General features: G+C 35.7%; 19 protein-coding genes. 4 read left to right on the top strand and 15 right to left on the bottom strand.

Annotated features, from left to right (window positions below):
- Positions 1-25 precede the first annotated feature (25 nt).
- On the bottom strand, positions 26-970 hold the full coding sequence (locus ACQ65V_RS06110) for a nicotinic acid mononucleotide adenyltransferase (protein WP_430467267.1): 945 nt from the start codon (positions 968-970) through the stop codon (positions 26-28).
- Between the two features lie 190 nt (positions 971-1,160).
- Between ACQ65V_RS06110 and ACQ65V_RS06105 the strand changes: the two genes are divergently transcribed.
- Together ACQ65V_RS06105 and ACQ65V_RS06100 are read left to right on the top strand one after the other, a co-directional pair.
- Positions 1,161-2,162 (top strand): NAD(P)H-dependent glycerol-3-phosphate dehydrogenase, encoded by a 1,002-nt coding sequence (locus tag ACQ65V_RS06105; protein ID WP_155088916.1) that lies wholly within the window; start codon positions 1,161-1,163, stop codon positions 2,160-2,162.
- A gap of 11 nt (positions 2,163-2,173) precedes the next feature.
- A complete protein-coding gene (locus ACQ65V_RS06100) occupies positions 2,174-2,617 on the top strand; it encodes a nucleoside deaminase (RefSeq protein WP_430467266.1) in 444 nt (147 codons plus the stop codon).
- 5 nt (positions 2,618-2,622) lie between these two features.
- Here ACQ65V_RS06100 and ACQ65V_RS06095 read toward each other — a convergent pair whose 3' ends face one another.
- Entirely contained in the window at positions 2,623-3,018 is a 396-nt protein-coding gene (locus ACQ65V_RS06095; protein WP_273289256.1) for a hypothetical protein, read from the bottom strand.
- 134 nt (positions 3,019-3,152) lie between these two features.
- Between ACQ65V_RS06095 and ACQ65V_RS06090 the strand changes: the two genes are divergently transcribed.
- Positions 3,153-3,554: a hypothetical protein gene (locus tag ACQ65V_RS06090; protein ID WP_430467265.1), complete on the top strand. Its 402-nt coding sequence runs from the start codon at positions 3,153-3,155 to the stop codon at positions 3,552-3,554.
- 101 nt (positions 3,555-3,655) lie between these two features.
- Here ACQ65V_RS06090 and pheS read toward each other — a convergent pair whose 3' ends face one another.
- A complete protein-coding gene (gene pheS, locus ACQ65V_RS06085) occupies positions 3,656-4,675 on the bottom strand; it encodes a phenylalanine--tRNA ligase subunit alpha (RefSeq protein WP_430467264.1) in 1,020 nt (339 codons plus the stop codon).
- A gap of 88 nt (positions 4,676-4,763) precedes the next feature.
- On the bottom strand, positions 4,764-5,120 hold the full coding sequence (locus tag ACQ65V_RS06080) for a hypothetical protein (RefSeq protein WP_155088926.1): 357 nt from the start codon (positions 5,118-5,120) through the stop codon (positions 4,764-4,766).
- A 118-nt stretch (positions 5,121-5,238) separates the two neighbouring features.
- Here ACQ65V_RS06080 and ACQ65V_RS06075 point away from each other — a divergent pair, with 118 nt between their 5' ends.
- Entirely contained in the window at positions 5,239-5,757 is a 519-nt protein-coding gene (locus ACQ65V_RS06075) for a CvpA family protein (RefSeq protein ID WP_430467263.1), read from the top strand.
- Positions 5,758-5,830: 73 nt separating this feature from the next.
- On the opposite strand, the gene ACQ65V_RS06070 is transcribed toward ACQ65V_RS06075, so the two are convergent.
- From ACQ65V_RS06070 to ACQ65V_RS06020, 11 genes are all read right to left on the bottom strand, one after another.
- Positions 5,831-6,460: a carbonic anhydrase family protein gene (locus ACQ65V_RS06070; protein ID WP_412559430.1), complete on the bottom strand. Its 630-nt coding sequence runs from the start codon at positions 6,458-6,460 to the stop codon at positions 5,831-5,833.
- Between the two features lie 26 nt (positions 6,461-6,486).
- On the bottom strand, positions 6,487-8,349 hold the full coding sequence (locus tag ACQ65V_RS06065; protein ID WP_430467262.1) for a SulP family inorganic anion transporter: 1,863 nt from the start codon (positions 8,347-8,349) through the stop codon (positions 6,487-6,489).
- 90 nt (positions 8,350-8,439) lie between these two features.
- A complete protein-coding gene (locus tag ACQ65V_RS06060) occupies positions 8,440-9,216 on the bottom strand; it encodes a universal stress protein (protein WP_430467261.1) in 777 nt (258 codons plus the stop codon).
- A 3-nt stretch (positions 9,217-9,219) separates the two neighbouring features.
- On the bottom strand, positions 9,220-10,812 hold the full coding sequence (locus ACQ65V_RS06055) for a SulP family inorganic anion transporter (RefSeq protein ID WP_430467260.1): 1,593 nt from the start codon (positions 10,810-10,812) through the stop codon (positions 9,220-9,222).
- Positions 10,813-10,913: 101 nt separating this feature from the next.
- On the bottom strand, positions 10,914-11,159 hold the full coding sequence (locus ACQ65V_RS06050) for a hypothetical protein (protein ID WP_430467259.1): 246 nt from the start codon (positions 11,157-11,159) through the stop codon (positions 10,914-10,916).
- Between the two features lie 99 nt (positions 11,160-11,258).
- Positions 11,259-12,017 (bottom strand): tetratricopeptide repeat protein, encoded by a 759-nt coding sequence (locus ACQ65V_RS06045; RefSeq protein ID WP_430467258.1) that lies wholly within the window; start codon positions 12,015-12,017, stop codon positions 11,259-11,261.
- A gap of 1 nt (position 12,018) precedes the next feature.
- The gene (locus ACQ65V_RS06040) at positions 12,019-13,788 is read right to left on the bottom strand and encodes a BatD family protein (protein WP_430467257.1); all 1,770 of its coding nucleotides are present in this window, start codon (positions 13,786-13,788) and stop codon (positions 12,019-12,021) included.
- Positions 13,789-13,836: 48 nt separating this feature from the next.
- The gene (locus tag ACQ65V_RS06035; RefSeq protein WP_430467256.1) at positions 13,837-14,664 is read right to left on the bottom strand and encodes a tetratricopeptide repeat protein; all 828 of its coding nucleotides are present in this window, start codon (positions 14,662-14,664) and stop codon (positions 13,837-13,839) included.
- A 73-nt stretch (positions 14,665-14,737) separates the two neighbouring features.
- Positions 14,738-15,775, bottom strand: coding sequence for a vWA domain-containing protein (locus tag ACQ65V_RS06030; protein ID WP_430467255.1), 1,038 nt, complete (start codon positions 15,773-15,775; stop codon positions 14,738-14,740).
- Positions 15,768-16,772 (bottom strand): vWA domain-containing protein, encoded by a 1,005-nt coding sequence (locus ACQ65V_RS06025; RefSeq protein ID WP_430467254.1) that lies wholly within the window; start codon positions 16,770-16,772, stop codon positions 15,768-15,770. Before ACQ65V_RS06025 ends, ACQ65V_RS06030 begins: the two co-directional genes overlap by 8 nt.
- The gene (locus ACQ65V_RS06020) at positions 16,772-18,475 is read right to left on the bottom strand and encodes a hypothetical protein (protein WP_430468620.1); all 1,704 of its coding nucleotides are present in this window, start codon (positions 18,473-18,475) and stop codon (positions 16,772-16,774) included. Before ACQ65V_RS06020 ends, ACQ65V_RS06025 begins: the two co-directional genes overlap by 1 nt.
- Positions 18,476-18,527: the final 52 nt, after the last annotated feature.

The following is an 18,527-nucleotide window of genomic DNA, read 5'->3' as shown; positions in this document are numbered from 1 at the left end:
TTGAAACTAAATAACCAACCAAAATTTAGCTTCGAGTATTTTCCCTAGGGTTATCTACCTTAGGTGTTTTTTGTTTACGTTTCTTCAGCTTGTTTTCATCCTTGGTCACACGACCTTGCGTATCAGAACTTCTATAGTAAGCTATGTATCCTCTACCTTCAAACTCGTAAGCCGTTCCTGAGTCTGCATGGTACAACTCTATTGTTCCATCATCTATAACGCTGAGTTCAAAGAATTCATTGTCAAAGAAATCATAATCTAACGTTAAAGTTTTTAGGTACATATTTCCTGTTACATCTCCTACACCGTAAACTCCTGTATAATCCCAATAAATATTATTAGGGTTGTTCACATTGGCATCTTGAGAACTTCTAAATGTAGAGTCGTTTCCACCAGATAAAAACTGTAAGTAGTTTTCGTTGTCAAACTCATTTATAGCACCATACTCACTGGTATAAACTTTTTCCCAAGCCTCATACTCTTGCAAGAAATAATGAATGTTATCATAGAACACAAAATCGTAATCGAAATTAGATTGCTGATAACCATCTAAAAAGTAAGACGTATCATTAAATGGGTTGTACAATTCTATAGTGTTGCTGTCTATTTGGTACACATCAAAACTGTTAAATCCATCAATAACATGGTCTATATCCAGTATCATGTCATAAGCATCATAGTTTCCTATCTGTACTCCATATCCTCCACCTTGGCTACCGATACCAACCAAATTATTATTGGCATACACACGACCGTTACTAAACGACATAGTGAATGCAATTTCCATAAACGGTGTTTCACCAAAACCTTGAGTAGCATTGATATCTACATACCACAAATCGTAAGATTGTAATAGCTGATTCAACGAAATTGTTGGGCCATTATCATTTATATGTACTTCCTCTGTGTAACAAGAGGTAAACAATGTTGCACTAAGCGCAAATCCTAAGAGTAATTTCAATGTCTTCATAATTCAACGGTTTTTAGGGTTATTATCTAATGCATTTCAAAACGTGTGCCAAGATTTAAGAAATTTGTCATCCTGAACTTGTTTCAGAATCTCAAACAAGCGCTAACGCCTTTATTTAAAGCGTGTAATTACATTAGCCATTCCATAAAAGATTCCTTATTTTTGAAAGACTTAAACGATATCATATCCTATGAGCGACACCAAAAAATATGCTGTCTTTGGAGCAGGAAGTTGGGCCACTGCTATTGTAAAAATGCTTTGCGAAAACCTAGATGAAGTTGGTTGGTACATGCGTAGCGTATACACCAAAGAACATTTGTTGAAAGAACAGCATAACCCTAGTTATTTAAGCTCTGTTGAATTTCATACTGAACAACTGAAGCTAAGTAACGATATTAACGAAATTGCAGATTGGGCAGATGTGCTCATCTTTGTGATTCCTTCTGCTTTTATGCATTCTGAATTAGAAAAACTTACCACAGATATCGGTGAAAAAATAGTGGTTTCGGCCGTAAAAGGTATTATTCCTGAATCTGGACTATTAGTTGGTGAGCATTTCCACGATATTTACAAAATTCCGTTTGAGAACATTGCGGTTATTGCTGGTCCTTGCCATGCTGAAGAGGTTGCACTAGAGCGTTTGTCTTACCTTACTATTTCTTGTGCAGATCCTGTTACAGCGCAGGCCATTGCCAATAATTTAGCAAGTGATTATATTAAAACCAAAACCAGTGATGATATTATTGGTGTGGAATATGCTGTAATGCTAAAGAACATCTATGCTATCGCTGCAGGAATAGCTCACGGCTTGGGTTATGGTGATAATTTTCAGAGTGTACTGATGAGCAATGCCATAAGAGAAATGAAGCGTTTTATAAAGAAGATGCACAAGATGAAACGCAACATCAATAACTCGGCTTATTTGGGGGATTTGTTGGTAACGGGTTATTCTGTGTTTTCGAGAAACCGCATGTTTGGCAATATGATTGGAAAAGGATACACGGTGAAATCTGCCCAAATGGAAATGAATATGGTTGCCGAAGGATTCTATGCCGCAAAAAGCGCCTACTTATTAAATGAGAAGAATGCCAAAAAGACGAAACTCCCAATTATCAATGCAGTTTACGGGATTCTCTACGAAAACAAAAATCCTAAGAAGGTCTTTAAGAAATTGACCGAGAAATTGGATTAGATAAGTTAACTATGAATCATGATGTATTTTTAAAGGTCGCTATTGAAGAGGCAAAAATCGGATTGCAAGAAGGTGGTATACCAATAGGTTCTGTCATTGTTCATAATAATAAAATTATTGGTAGAGGTCACAATAAAAGAGTTCAAAAAGGTAGTGTGGTTTTACATGGCGAAATGGATGCTTTAGAGAATGCAGGCCGACAAAAAGCTTCCGTTTACAAAGAGTGTGTATTATATACCACGCTGTCACCTTGTTCTATGTGTTCTGGCACCATTCTTTTATATGGAATTCCCAAAGTGATTATTGGAGAAAACAAAACATTTCTTGGTGAAGAGGATTTATTAAAATCTAGAGGTGTAGAAGTACATATTTTGAATAACAAAGAATGTATCGACATGATGAACACCTTTATAAATAATAAACCCGAATTATGGAACGAGGATATAGGTGAATAATTTTATTATTTCACCAAAACACCTTTCAACTGCATCAAAGGTAGATTCTGCAAAGCTTTTTCATTAATGGTGTTTTTTCTAAAGAGGTAGGTTTTATCAAACATTTGGTTGCCTTTAAAGAAAGTCACTTTAAATGAGTTGTTGAGTTCTAATACTTTCTCTTGTAGGTACTCAATTTTAGCATAACTTCTAGCTGGTAATTTTGAAATCGTATGACGCATAGGAGGTGTCATTTTACTCTCTGATTTACCTTGCGACACAATTAGAACTGTATCTAAATCCGCATCACTATTGTTAATGATATAGGCATTCCAATCTTGGGTTTTATATTCTAGGTGTTCTTCTTGCACAATGGCCACGTGAACGTCTTTTACCTCTGGGATTTTTATGTCTTTTTTCATAGTCGTCTAAACCTGCCTATCGGCAGACAGATCTTCCCAAAGGGAAGACTTTTAATTGTTAATTATAATTTAAAAGCAAAAGTATAAAAAGCAAAATCCTTAAATTAGAAACGCTTCATCAAAAACTAAAAATCATGAAACTAAAATTCCTTTTTGCAATACTTCTCTTTTGCTGTTTAAGCTATGGGCAAAGCAATGAAAAAATCACGACCATTGAAACCGTAGAAATTTTAAATGACAATTCAGAAGAGGCCATTTACTACTTTAAAAGCAACTGGAAACAACTAAGAATAAAAGCTATTGAAAAAGGTTATATTCATTCATTTCAATTTCTTAAAACCACATACAGCGATGAAACACCGTTTCATTTAGTGTTAATCACCACTTATTCCGATAAAGCACAATATGATAAAAGAGAAGCTTACTTTTCTGAACTCATTAAAGAAAAAGGTACTTTAAAACTATTAAACGAAAAAGAACCTTCTGAATTTAGAAAATCGGTTTTTGCAGTTGAGGGAGCTAACCATTTGGAATAAAGCTCAATTTAAAGTTTATGAGATCCTGAAACAAGTTCAGAATAATAATAATTTTAGCCATTGCAATTAATAATGGGATTCCTGCCTTCGAAGGAATGACATTATAGAGCTGACTTAAACTGCTCTAAAAACCGAACATCATTTTCGCTTAATAAACGTATGTCACTAATTTGGTTGAGTAACATCGCGATACGATCGATACCCATACCAAAAGCAAAACCAGAGTATTCTTTTGAGTCAATACCACAATTCTCTAGAACATTAGGATCTACCATTCCGCAGCCCATAATCTCTAACCAGCCTGTACCTTTAGTGATTTTGTAATCGGTTTCGGTTTCAAGTCCCCAATATACATCCACCTCGGCACTTGGCTCAGTAAATGGAAAGTAGGATGGACGCAATCTAATCTTAGATTTCCCGAACATCTCAGTAGTAAAGTATTGTAACGTTTGCTTTAAATCCGCGAAGCTTACATCTTTATCAATATAAAGACCTTCCACTTGATGAAAAAAGCAATGTGAACGTGCAGAAATTGCCTCATTACGATAAACTCTACCTGGTGAAATAGTACGGATTGGTGGTTTATTGTTTTCCATATAACGCACTTGCACGGAACTGGTATGCGTGCGCAATAAAATATCTGGATCAGTCTGAATAAAGAAAGTGTCCTGCATATCGCGTGCTGGATGGTATTCTGGTAAATTCAATGCCGTGAAATTATGCCAGTCGTCTTCAATCTCTGGACCATCACTCACGTTAAAACCAATACGTGAAAAGATATCTATAATTTGGTTTTTTACAATCGAAATCGGATGACGAGCACCAATAGCAATCGGTTCGCCTGGTCTAGACAAGTCGCCATAGATCCCTTTATCCTCTTCTTTGCTTTCAAGCTCTTCCTTTAAAGTGTTGACCTTATCTTCAGCCGTTTTCTTAAGCTGGTTGATCGTTTGCCCAAACTCTTTCTTCTGCTCATTTGCCACATTCTTAAACTCAGCAAAATATTGCTTCAATAATCCTTTTGAGCCTAAATATTTGATACGAAACTGTTCAACCTCATCCTTGGATTGGGCTGTAAATGCTTCGGCTTCTGCAATGAGTTCTTTTAGCTTGTCTATCATTTTATGCTGAATTTATTCAGTACCTTTCTTTTTCAGACGGCAAATTTAAGTTTTTTTTGTTAGTATTGGTAGCTCAGCGCAGTCTAAGCTAATCGATATATTCGGTTTCTACAAAATAGTTCACAATCGCTTCTTTCATTAATACACTTTGCTCACCAGCCTTTAAAAAGGGTAATTGCTCTTTTACTTTATAATGTGGCCAACCTTCATCATCTACATAATCGAATTCGTAAAACCCATAAGGTTCTAAAAGCTTACAAATAGCGATATGCATTAAGTCTAACTTATGATCTTTTTTATAGTCTCGATGAATCTGCCCAAGCTCTTGTACGCCTATTAAATAGATAATTGAATCTAAATCTAAGGTATCACCATCCGCAAACTGGTTAGAAAGCTTTTCTACCACTAAGTCCCATCGTTCTTTAAGTTGTTCGTCCCTTGCCATTACCTATTTAAAGTTCTAAAATTCAAGGTTCAAAGTTAATAAACTAAAACCTCATGATTTACGTTATTACTATAAATTGGCGAAATTTCGTGTACTTTTGCCTAAACCGCTACTAACTATGAGTATTATTGATATTATCCTAGCTGCCCTTCTCCTTTTTGGGTTTATAAGAGGGCTCTTTAAAGGCCTTTTTGTTGAAATTGCTTCGTTATTGGCATTAGTACTCGGCATTTATGGTGCTATTCACTTCAGTTATTTTGCTGCCGACTTATTAGACTCTAAGGTCGATTGGAATGAAAAAACCATCAATATTGTAGCATTTGCCATCACTTTTGTCATTATTGTTTTAGCCATCAGTTTGGCTGGCAAGGCTTTAACGAAACTTGCGGATTTTGCAGCTTTAGGTATTCTCAACAAACTCTTAGGAGGTGTTTTTGGAGCTCTTAAAATCGGTTTGATTCTTAGTGTATTATTGATTGTATTCAACAAACTAAACAACACATTACCTTTTATGGAAGAAGAGGATCTGGAGGAAAGTGTTCTCTACGAACCTGTTAAATCTCTGGCTCCAATGTTATTTCCAAATATTATAAAAAGCGAATTAGAAGAGGAAGGAACCACAGAAAGTGACGCATAAAAAAAGCCACTCGTTTGAATGGCTTTTTAGTTAATTTATGTTGAGAATCTTAGTTTTTCCTCAGATTAACAATTTATATCATTTCTACTTTACCGGTCTGTAAGCTGTAAACTGCACCGACAATAGCAATCTCTCCTTTATCTTCCATCTCTTTCAAAATTGGACTTTTTTCACGGATTCTATCTATAGTCAGTTTTACGTTGTTTTCTACAGTTTTGGCTACAAATTCTGCATTAGAAGAGTTTGCTTCACCTTCAACTTCATCAGCAGATTTTTTAACTGCTGGCGCTATGTTGCTTAGAAGGTGTGTGATATTTCCTAGCTCTACACCATCACAAGCTGCTTTTACCGCACCACAAGCTTCATGACCCAATACCAAGACCAATTTACTTCCAGCGACTTTACAAGAATACTCTAAACTTCCTAAAATATCCGTGTTCTCAAAGTTACCTGCAACCCTTGCAACAAAAATATCACCAATGGCTTGGTCCAATACGGTTTCTACTGGCACGCGCGAATCGATACAAGATAAAACCACTGCTTTTGGGAATTGCCCACCAGTAGTTTGTTGTACTAATGCAGCATTATCTGCACCTTCAAGATTACCATTTACAAAACGTTCGTTACCATTAAGTAAATCTTTTAATACACTATTTGGGGTTAATCTACTTTGTACGTCTTTAGTTATTGCTGTATTTTTCATTTTTATTTTTTGTTTTAATTTTATAATTAATATTTGTCTTCTACATTTTCTTTTACCCAAGCTATGCACTTTTTAAAGCTTTTAAAGATGTGTTCGTTTGGTATAAAGTCTGGTATAATACCGATCCGTTCCATCATGTACCTTGGCTGTTCCAATAATCCCACAAATAAAACCTGAATATTTTTCTGTTTCAGATCTTGTAACATGTCTTCCATAGCATACAATCCAGACTGATCCATATATTGCATTCGATCTAATCGCATAATAACAGTTTTTGCCGTAATAGGAATTTGTAATGCCAAGGCCTGAAAATCACTTGTGGAACCAAAGAACAATGGTCCTTTAATGTGTTTAACAAACACCTCTTCCTTTAAGCTCGCAGGAAAGCCTGTTTCATCTTGCCACGCTTCTTCTTTTAAAGATTTTACATCTGAGCGTTCTGCTGTTAAATCTCCTATTTTTTTCATGAACATTAATGATGCAATGACCAACCCTATACCAACGGCATATACTAAGTTCCAAACTGTTGATAGCACTAATACAACTAGCATAATTAAAACTTCAGAACTGAGTTTAAAAGGACCTAGTTTAATATCTTTTGGCAACGACGGTATAGCTCTAAGACCTTTATAATCCATAACACCAATACCTACAGTAATTAAAATACCAGCTAACACTGCTGCCGGAATTTTTGAAGCTACAGGTCCGAGTGCCAATAATATAATCAGTAATAAAACACCTGCAATCATACCTGACAGCCTGGTTTTACCACCAGAATTTATATTTACAACAGTACGAATCGTAGCGCCAGCACCTGGTATTCCTCCAAATAATGCACCTATACTATTACCAATACCCTGACCAACTAATTCTTTGTTGGGTTCGTGTTTAGTTTTAGTCATATTATCTGCAACGACACTTGTTAATAGCGAATCTATTGCTCCTAACAATGCTAAAGTTAGAGCCGTAAAAATGTAAGGTGTAATCGATCCCAAGCTAAAATTTGTGAAAATCTCCAGATTAGGGACCGGTAATCCTGTTGGGATTTCCTCAATTGGTCTATAGTCCATCCCAAAACCATACGCTATGCCAGAAACTACGATCAACGCCACTAAAGCACTCGGTACTTTGGTAGTTATGCGCTTAAAGCCATATACAATAAATATAGTGGCTAAGGCCAATATAAGCTCTAACCAGTTTATATTTTTTAAAGCTCTAGGCAGTACTTTAAATGTTCCTAAAACTCCAGAACTTGCAGATTTTGCCAATGTCTGCGACTCTTTAGCTATATCATCTTGAGTTGTCAGTTGGGCACGCTTAATCGTCTCTTCAAAATCCTCTAATACAAGAATGCCTTCCCCAGCTTCCTCTTTTAGGATGTTTTCTAAAATGATTTCCTCTGCTTGTGGTTTAAATTGAGTGACCAAATCAATATCTTCCTTAGGATAATATCCTACTGCCGGCAGAATTTGAGTCACCAATATTATCACACCAATAGCGGTCATAAAACCTGAAACCACAGGATAAGGAATATACCTAATGTATTTTCCCAACCCAATGGCACCAAGGCCGATTTGCATTAATCCAGCAAGTAAAAACACGGTCAAAATTGCTGGCAATGCTTTATTGACATCGCCATCATTTGCCGCAACAATACCTGCAATGACTACCATACTAACGGCTGTCATTGGTGCCGTAGGGCCAGATATCTGTGTGTTGGTTCCTCCGAAAAGTGCCGCGAAGAAACTTATAAAAATAGCTCCATATAATCCTGCGCTAGGGCCTAAGCCAGAGGATACTCCAAAGGCCAATGCTAGTGGTAATGCTACAATTCCTGCTGTAATCCCACCAAATGCATCTCCTTTGATGTTGCTAAATAAGTTCTTCATATATTGATTTTTAACTTTTCTAAGTTAACTTAAATTTTAAATAATGTGAAATTATGATCTCACATTCTTTTAGAAAAGATTTCTAGCTTTCTAGGTCACCAACAAAGAAACGTTCACCTTATTGATAGCCTTTTTTGTAAGGCTTCCTTTGTAATTACGATCCAAACACAATAAGTTTATATTGCTTTTGAAGACATAATCCGAAATCGTTTCAATTGTTCTTGAACCATCGTTGAACACGTACTCAACAATTTTTCTGTTTTGGTACAAGTCCGAAGCTTTCTCACTTTCAGCAAGTCCCTCTATTTTGAATTTCTTCAATGGTTCTTTTGTGTTACTGATAAGGTTTTCTGTCAAACTAGTATTTAAGGATTTTCCAAAGTCATTCAATATACCCATTGACAGCATTTTGTTTGACGCTAACAAATCATCGTTTGACGTTATCAAAACCGGACCTTCAAATTTTTTGAGAACAAAATCCGCTAAGTTGTCACCAACGATACGAATTGCACTTGGCTTTCTTTTTCCTAAAACTATAATATCAGGAGAGCTTTCTTTGATATAGCTTTCTATTTCACCTTTAACATTACCGATGGCATATTTATAACTCAACTTAATATCATAATCCTTAGCAATTGGTTCCAATAGATTTTTTAACTGATTATGTGTATTAAGGGATTGTTCATTAATATCCCTTACTGCGGAAAGTTGACTTTCTCTTTTAACAATCTCAGTTGGCTTTTTTACGTGAAAAAGTTCAATGTCGCCATTTATCATTTTGGCTAATCCGACGGTATTCTTTATTAACGAAACCGTAGTACTTTTTAAATCTGAAAGTACTACTATTTTATATTTTTTATTTTCCATGATTTAACTTGCTTTAGGTCTAAGTCTAAAAAATTCAATAAAGCTATCTGGGTTTTCCACCGCACCTCTTTCGGAAATTAGCTTTATGTCAATGTTTCGCTCCTTAGCTTTAAAGGCAAAATCATCGAGGATCTCTATAATGTCATTATCCAGGTATCTTGTATCTCTTACATCTAATTCTAAGTAAGTGTCTCTTGGTAAACTGTCTAGTTCTTTGAGAATCGCTCCTTTGTTAAAGAAAGTTACTTCTTCTGCTAAAGTCATTTTAATTTTGTGCTTTCCGTTGCTCTTATCTTCAATATGAAGGAAGTGCGAATTCTGGTAACTCTTAATTAAAATAACAACAATACCAACAGCTAGTCCCATACCAATTCCCGTTAATAAATCCGTGAACACTATTCCTGCCACAGTAACTGTAAATGGAATGAATTGTTTCCAGCCAAGTTCATACATCTGCTTAAATAATTTTGGCTTTGCCAATTTATAGCCTACAATGAATAGAACTGCAGCTAATACTGAAAGTGGAATATAATTGAGTATATGAGGAATGGTCATTACTGAAATCAACAGTAAAAATCCATGAATAATAGCACTTGCTTTTGAGCGTCCACCCGATTGAATATTAGCAGAACTACGAACAATTACCTGCGTAATTGGTAAACCTCCTATTAATCCAGATACAATATTACCTGTACCTTGCGCTAACAATTCACGGTTGGTAGGTGTTACTCTTTTTTGAGGGTCTAACTTATCGGTTGCTTCCACACACAATAAGGTTTCAAGAGATGCCACCAAAGCAATGGTAAATCCTGCAACTATAACATCTGTCCTTGTTATGACACTAAAATTTGGAAAAGCAAGTTGTGCCTTCAAGTCAGAAAAACTCTCTGGTACTGGCACAGACACCAAGTTGTCTCCACTCAATCCTAAACTTGAATCTCTTGTAAGCAGGAAATATACAATACCAGCTACAACTGCTACCAAAGGTCCTTGTACAAGTTGAAAGAACTTCCCCTTATTGCTCAACACATTACTCCACAGCAATAATATTGCCATTGCAATGAGTGCTATTATCGTAGCTCCGTTATCAAAGTTTCCACTAAATAAGGCGTTCAGGCTATTCAATAACTCAGTAAGGGCATTTTTTCCTTCTAACTTTAAAAACGCAAAGTTTCCTTCGGCGTTTTTATCAATCCCAAAGAAATACGGAATCTGTTTAAGAATAATTATGATTCCGATTCCCGTAAGCATTCCTTTAATTACAGAAGACGGGAAGTAATAAGCAATAATACCAAATCGCAAAACTCCAAAAAGTATCTGTATTACGCCACCCAATACTACAGCAACTAGGAAATTTTCCCAACCACCAAGGGCAGTAATTGCCGTTAATACAATAGCTGCCAAACCAGCAGCAGGACCACTAACGCCAATTTGCGATCCACTTAAGAATCCGACTATGATACCACCAACAATTCCGGCAATTAATCCTGAAAATAACGGCGCACCACTGGCCAATGCAATACCCAAACATAAGGGTAGAGCAACAAAGAATACGACAATACTCGCTGGTATGTCATTTTTTAATGTTTTAAACATATATAAATTCATTTTTTGCCAATGAGATGCTTCTCAAAAGCTAATTTTTAACATTTAATTAGTTAGTTAAGAACAGTAGGACTGTCCTAAAACGATAAAATTTATAAAATGAATTCTGGAGGTGGAGAAATTAAGTTTAGGTGCGGCTTAGCGTATGTTTTGTAGGTATAGCCATCTATTTTAGACTGGTTTTCATTTAAAAATAATCCTTCATTATCTGGAGAAATATCCTCTACTACAATTTTGAGCTTTTCGCTTTCTTCTTCTTCGGTTATGCTGTAAAAAATTGAGACATCTGTTGAATCGTCTATCGACAGAATAACAGTTGGTGCTGATATCAACGCCATAAAGATAATGGTGAAGAATATTGATGTCCTGTATCTTAACTTTTCAAACATAGAAGCGCAAATATAATAATTGAAAATTATAGGTTTGTTAAATAATATTTAAAAAGTCTTTAACAGTTTGATGTCCTCTTCTGGAATCCAGCCCACGGAATTATCTGAGAGTTGAATTTTGCGCCAATCTTCATAGGCTTCCAAGACTTGTACCTTAGTGCCTTCATGCAATCTAAACACTTCCTCTGAGCTTTTATTAGCCTCGGCTTTTACTCTACTTTCTTGAGCGAATACAATTGCGGGATTATCTTTTTTATCTAAACTTTGCTTTTGAAATGCCATGCCAATAGAAAAGCAAGCCAACAATAGCCCTAAAATACTTATCACAAAGGCTATGCGCTTCTTTGAAGTTGTATAAGAAAAGTGATACATTAAGAATAGTAAGACAAACAGCAACACTCCTGTTATCGCCACTTTTGCCCATGTATCTGCCTTGAATGTATTGACCACATTATTTATAATTCTAGAAAAGCCAACTTGCGGCACTTTATCTATGGCATCAACTGTCATTTTCTTGGCATAAGCCAAGTTATTTATTATGTCCTCATCATTTGGGTTGAGCAACAATGCTTTTTCAAAGTAATACACACTTGGCGCAATGTTATTTAACTTATAATTTGCATTGCCCAAGTTGTAATATAGCTCAGCAGAGTGTTGTCCTGTATCTAAAATAGCTTCATATTTATCAATAGCTTCAGCATATTTCCCTTGGTTATATAAAGCATTTGCATCTTCAAAACGTTGATCATTTTGAGACAATCCTAACCAACTAAAACAACAAACCAAAAGACATAAAATTGCTCTCATACTATCTTAATTGTTTATCAATTAATGAAATGGTCTTTGCCGCCTTATCATAATCATTCTGCATAGTCACTTGTGTAATTGGAGTGTATCTTGCAAGTTCACAGCTTTCCAATATTGAAATAAAGTCTGAAACTATGCTACTTTCTACATTTCGTGCCGTGAGTAAACTTTCTATTTTTTCTTTATTGAAATCACTGGTTTCAATATTCAATTTTGCCTTTAAGTAATTATGAAGTGCTCTTTCTAAAGACTCATAAAACGTCTCTTTCTGCCCTAGGTTTTTCTTAGCTTCACTCAAGTATTTTCTTGCCAAGCGATCTGCTTTTCTAATACGGTTGCCCTGTACATCTGCATCTCGTTTATCTTTATTTTTTCTGATAACAATTGCTAGTGGAATCAATAAAAAAGGCACTAATAACAAGGTCCAAAATGTAGTGGATTTAAAAAATGGTTCGCTTTTTATACTAGACCAATTAGATGATGTTTTTATAAATGCAAAAGTATTAGTGTTTGGTACTACATTCTGTTTGGTATTAGATACAGTCGAATTTCCATTAGTATTAGATGCCATTGGGCCTTCTAAAACATCAATAACAATCTCATCTGATGTGATGCGCTTATAACTTTCGGTATTTAAATCGAAATAAGAAAATGAAATAGAAGGAATAGGATACTTTCCTCTATATTGTGGTACAATGGTATAAGTGTCTGAAATACGTCCACGCATACCACTGAGGTTGGTGTTCACATTTTCATTGTGCTCTGGTTCATAAACCTCAAGTGAACTAGGTGTGGTTAACTTAGGCAGTTCAAATAGTTTTAAATTCCCTTTACCAGAAACCTCAATTTTAGCTTGTAGTGATTCCGTAGCATTAAGTTCAGTTTTTGAAGTCGTAACACTAAACTGAAAGTCTCCCACAGCTCCTTTAAAGTCTGAAGGTTTTCCTTCTTCCGGTAATGGTCTAACATCTATGGTTCTGCTGCCAGCAGTAACCGTTTTTGGAACTTTGGTCATGATTTGACGCCCAAAAATGTCAGCTCTACCAGAAGGTACTTCAACAGTAATATCCAACACTAAAGGCTCTAACTTCAGTTTGCCTGTTTTTTGAGGATATAACACCGTTTTCCTTAACACTACATAACGATATTCTTCTCCTTTGTATAGACCTTTCTGAATATTCAATCCCTTAATTTCTATATTCTGACTCCAGAAATCGTTATATCTTGGATTATCTTTTTCGCGCCAATTACTAACTCCTGTTTCTGGGGACACATAGAGCTTGTATACTACCGTGAACCCTTCATTAAGGTAAGGATTGGTCTTAGATACTTCTGCTACTAAATGAATATTCTCTGAGGCCACATCTGAAGCATCAGGTGGACCATTTGGCCGATCTACAGCAGCCGTAACATTTATGGTTACAGGAAACGTTTTATAGATTTCGCCTTCAATTTCTATAGTGGCCTGTTTAATGGTGAAGTTACCACGTTTGTTTGGTGCTAAGAAGTAACTGTAAGTTTTGGTGTAAGAACGCTTTCCGTTGACCCATGTGTTGCTCACAGACGTATTAGGGCCACCAACAACGGTAAAATTTTCAAAGCTGGGCGGCACAAAATTGTCACCGTCTTTGTTCATTTCAAAATCAATACGCAAACGCTCATTAACTCCAAGCTTTTTCTTACTGACTTTAGCTTCGAATTTTACCTGGGCTGATACTAAACTTGAAGTTAGTAAGAAAAATAATATTGATATGTGTATTGTGAATTTCATTAAAACCTTACAGTATATTAAAAACTGAGACTGCAACTACTTACGATATTACCAATCTTTTTCAGTTCTTACTTTGGCTCCTTTTTGTTTTTCTGCATTTATTTTTTCCTGAACTTTTTGCTCTTGATTTTGCATCGCCTCCAAAATATTCTTTATCTGTTGAGGAGACATCTGTCCTGGTTTTGGCTTCGGTTTTTGATCTTTATTCTTTTCATCATCTCCTTTACCATCTTTTTTATCGTCTTTAGGCTTTCCGTTTTCGTCTTCTTCTTTATCTCCGTCTTTTTTGTCTTTATCGCCTTCGTCCTTTTTGTCTTGGTCTTCTTTTTTATCGTCTTGCTTCTTTTCTTCGTTTTCTTTGTCCTTTTCCTCCTCTTTATCTTCGTCTTTCTTGTTGTCTTCTCCTCCACCGTCTTGTTGCTGCTCGGCACATTCTTTTGCTAAAGCAAAGTTGTATCGCGTTTCCTCATCTGTTGGATTATTTCGCAAAGCGTTTTTAAAAGCTTCAACGGCTTCTTTACACATCTCTTTTTGCATCAATATATTGCCTAAATTATGAAAGGCTCTATGCTTTTCTTCTTTAGTAGTAGCATTTTTTGCAGCTTCCTCAGTTCTAAACAGTGCCTCGCCATAATTACCTTTCTTGTAATAGGAATTGGCTAAGTTATATGCACCAACTGCTTTATTTGGCGCTTTAGAAATGGCTCTTCTATATTCCATTTCTGCTTCAATATAATTTTCTTCTTCGAGCAACTCATTAGCCTTGTAAACGAGGTTAGTTGCATTCTTTTCTGCTTTTAACCGTGCTTTATCGCCTTCTTGAGCAAAGCTTGAAAAGCACACCAATAATGCTATAGTCAATATGTGTAATTTCATCTTACTCATTTTTTATGCTTAATAATATTTTTAAAGTTAGCAAACCATGCCATGACTTACAGTTAAAGAAAGTCTAAAAGTTCTCATTAAACAGGTTTAACCTTTTAAGCCAAGCTGTTTTTCGTTCTAAAAAGAATATATCTATAAACAATAACAAGATTCCCAGACCTAAAAACCATTGAAACTGATCTTTAAAATCTGCAATCTGTTTAGACTCAAATTCTTTTTTATCGGTCTCATCCAATACATCCTTAATTGCCTCAACGACTTCCGCTGTATTGCTTCCATTAATATAGACTCCGTTGGTTTCTTCAGCAATTTCTTTTAGAGTGGTTTCGTCTAAACGGGTAATTACAGTTTCACCTTTATTATCCTTCTTATAATTGAGTATAATATTGTTTCTTTTTATTGGTATTGGGCCACCTTTGGTGCTTCCCACACCAATGGTCAAAATCCTAATACCTTCTTCACTTGCTTCTTCTGCAATATCTGCAGCATCACCTTCGTGGTCTTCGCCATCTGAAATAATGATTAGAATACGATTGGTTTGTTCTTCATCATCATAATACGTCTTTGCTAATTGAATGGCCTCGTGGATTGCTGTACCTTGAGATGATAGCATGTCCGTATTCATGTTTTGCAAAAACATTTTAGCTGATGCATAATCTGTAGTAATTGGTAATTGCGGAAAGGCTTTACCTGCATAGGCAATAATACCAACTCGATCACTTGCCAAACTATTTATAATCTCTCGTACCAATTGCTTTGATTTCTCTAAGCGGTTCGGCGCAATATCTTCTGCCAGCATACTTTTAGATACATCTACTGCAAAAACGATATCCACTCCTTGACTTCTAACGGTTTCTAGTTTTGTACCAATTTTTGGATTGACCAATGCTAAGGACAAACACGTAAATGCTCCACAAAGTACCAATACTTTTAAAACACTCTTAAATACAGATTGGTTAGGACTTAATCGTCTTAATAAGTTACTATCCGCAAACTTTTTTTGTGCAGAGCGCCTCCAAATTTGCAATAACACAAACAAGAGCATTATTACCGGAATTACCAGTAATGTCCAAAACCATATTTTTTCGTCTAGTCTAAACAAAGCTTCTAAATATTGTGTTTCTTAATAATAATTCTATCAAAAGCAATAACCCAGCCAATAAGACTAAAGGTCTATACTTTTCCTCATAGTTGTAATACTTCTTTTCTTCTATTTCGGTTTTTTCGAGCTTATTGATCTCTTTATAAATCTCAACTAGTTTTTTATTGTTGGTTGCTCTAAAATATTTTCCACCTGTAACTTCTGCAATCTCTTTCAATAATTCCTCATCTATCTCAACTTGCTGTCTCCCGTATCTAAAAGTACCATTGGGATTAATGGACATAGGTGACAGTGCCATACCGTTTGTTCCCAGTCCAATGGTATAAACCTTAATACCATACTCTAAAGCTAACTCACTAGCAATTTTTGGGTCTATGAACCCTCCGTTGTTGACACCATCGGTTAAAAGAATGATGACTTTGCTCTTTGCTCTGCTGTCTTTTAAGCGATTGACGGAAGTTGCTAAGCCCATGCCAATGGCTGTTCCACCCTCAATAATAGTATTATATTTAATATCTCTCAGTGAGCGTTGAACTATTGATTTATCGCTAGTGATAGGTGTTTTTGTATATGCTTCGCCTGCATATTCTACCAAACCAATACGATCGTTTGGTCTGCCATCTATAAAATCTGCAGCAACTTCTTTTAAGGCTTCCAGTCTATTTGGTCGTAAATCTTTAGCCAACATACTTGCAGATACATCGATTGACATTACAATATCTATACCTCTTGTTGTTTTAGTCTTTGTTGAAACATCAACTGTTCTCGGTCTTGCCAAAGCAGTAATTAAAAGTCCTAAGGCTATGATTCGTAAAGCAACTAAAACATGTCTAAATTTAGACCAGAACGAGGACGACGTTTTAAAACCCTTAATGCTTGATATCTTAAGCTCCGCTGTTTGCTGATTTCGCTTAAATACATACCAAGCTATAGCTATTGGCAAAAGCAATAGAAACCAAAATAGTTCTTTATTTAAAAATTCTATATTCTCAAACATTATTCTTCCTCTTCTTCAACGGGTTCATCTGGGTTTAGCTCAATAGAATCTACAATTCGGTCTACTATATCGCTTGCATAATTATCATCCGATCTCCATACAATTACAATTTGTTGAACAACATTTTCCGAAGTAAAACTTAAGATAATATATTCACCTCCTTCATAGGTACCAGGTTTTAAACCAGGGAATTCTGCTGTACCAAAAGTCTTTAAACCTTCCGCAGCATTTGGCGTAATAAACTGTTCATTCTTTGTAATAATGTTTCTTACACCTTTTTGCTCCCAATTGCTCAAGCTTCCTTCAACAACAGTATTTAAGTTGATAGCTTTCTGCTGATCCGAATCTTCACCCTGACCCTTCGGAATATTTAAAACAGTAGTCCCTGTAACTATGTAGAAGCGCTCAATTAAACTACCGTAACCAAACATTGTTATTTCCGCTTTGTCCTCAAACCCTTCCGGAAGTTCAGTTTCCTGTCGTTTAAGCACTTTTGGTGTTTCAATATAAATTGGTGGAAAACCATAAGCACTTTCTACCCACTCACCTTCTAATAGTTCTTTACTTTCGTGACCAATAACGGTATCCTTAACATAACCAAAACCATATTTAATGCCGAAGCCAACGAATGTAGCGATGAGCAAGAACAAAGAAATAACAACCGTAAGAATTACTTTTTTACGTTTCTTTTTGCGCTCTTGTTCTTCTTTATATTGCTGATCTAAAAGCTTTTCTTCCTCTGTTGGTTCTGGCAATACTGCCTTTACACTATCTATTTCCTTCTCAATAGTAGCCCTATCCATTTCAATAAGCGCAGCATCTGGTGCAGACTTTGCAAATTTTACTAAATCGGCACGTTTGAGAATGGTTTCAAGATTGTTTAATGTCTCTTTTGAAAAGTTGAATTGATTGCCTTCTTTCAATAATTGAAGTCTCGATATTAACTCTTCCGTTGTACTTTCCAATGAACGGTGGTAAACTTTTTCGTCAAGATATTTTCTAATGACCAAAGTCAGTTGAGAATAATATTCCTTGACTTCAGAACGCATTAAATACTGACTCTCGTCCAATTTTTTTAATGCTAGCTTAGCTCTATCGTATGGAGGCAATAAGGCAATTTCTTCCTCTTCGGTTAATGGCTTTTGCCTCCAGATAAACCACCAGAGTAAAAATGCCACTAATGCAATGGCTGCTAAAATTACCAATAACCATTTCCACCAATTGCCACCTGACTTTTCAACTTCGATAATGGGTTTGATATCGTATAGTTTCTGTTTAGTGGTATCTACCTCAATAGTATTGACATCCACTCTTAGAGAATCTGTGAAAAACGATTTATCTCCTATGATTACTTTCTGTCTCGGAATAGTGTAAGAACCCGAATCGAACTGTGTAAGCTTGTAAATTCGAGATAGTAAAAAATTGGCGTTTTTCTTTGTCGTATCTATTTCGGAAGCTTCAACTGCTTCTAAAGGCATAAAGGTTTGACCTTCTGGAAACACAACCAATGCAGAAGAATCTGCTTCTACCTTAATTTTATAGTTGATTTGTTCTCCTATTCGAATTTTGGTGGTATCAACCTCGGTTTTGACTTGACTTTGTAAGTATGAAGTACAAAGTATGGAGTACAAAGTACAAGCCAGTACGATACCGCGAACTTTTAGCTTGTAGCCTGTTTCTTTGGTTCTTGACGTGGTATTAATTCTATTTAGAATACACTTTATCACTTTACACTTTTTACTTTACACTTCGCAC

It is taken from the genome of Winogradskyella ouciana (assembly GCF_965284585.1).
Classification (GTDB): Bacteria; Bacteroidota; Bacteroidia; order Flavobacteriales; family Flavobacteriaceae; genus Winogradskyella; species Winogradskyella ouciana.
This window is presented reverse-complemented; position numbering and strand designations above follow the sequence as displayed.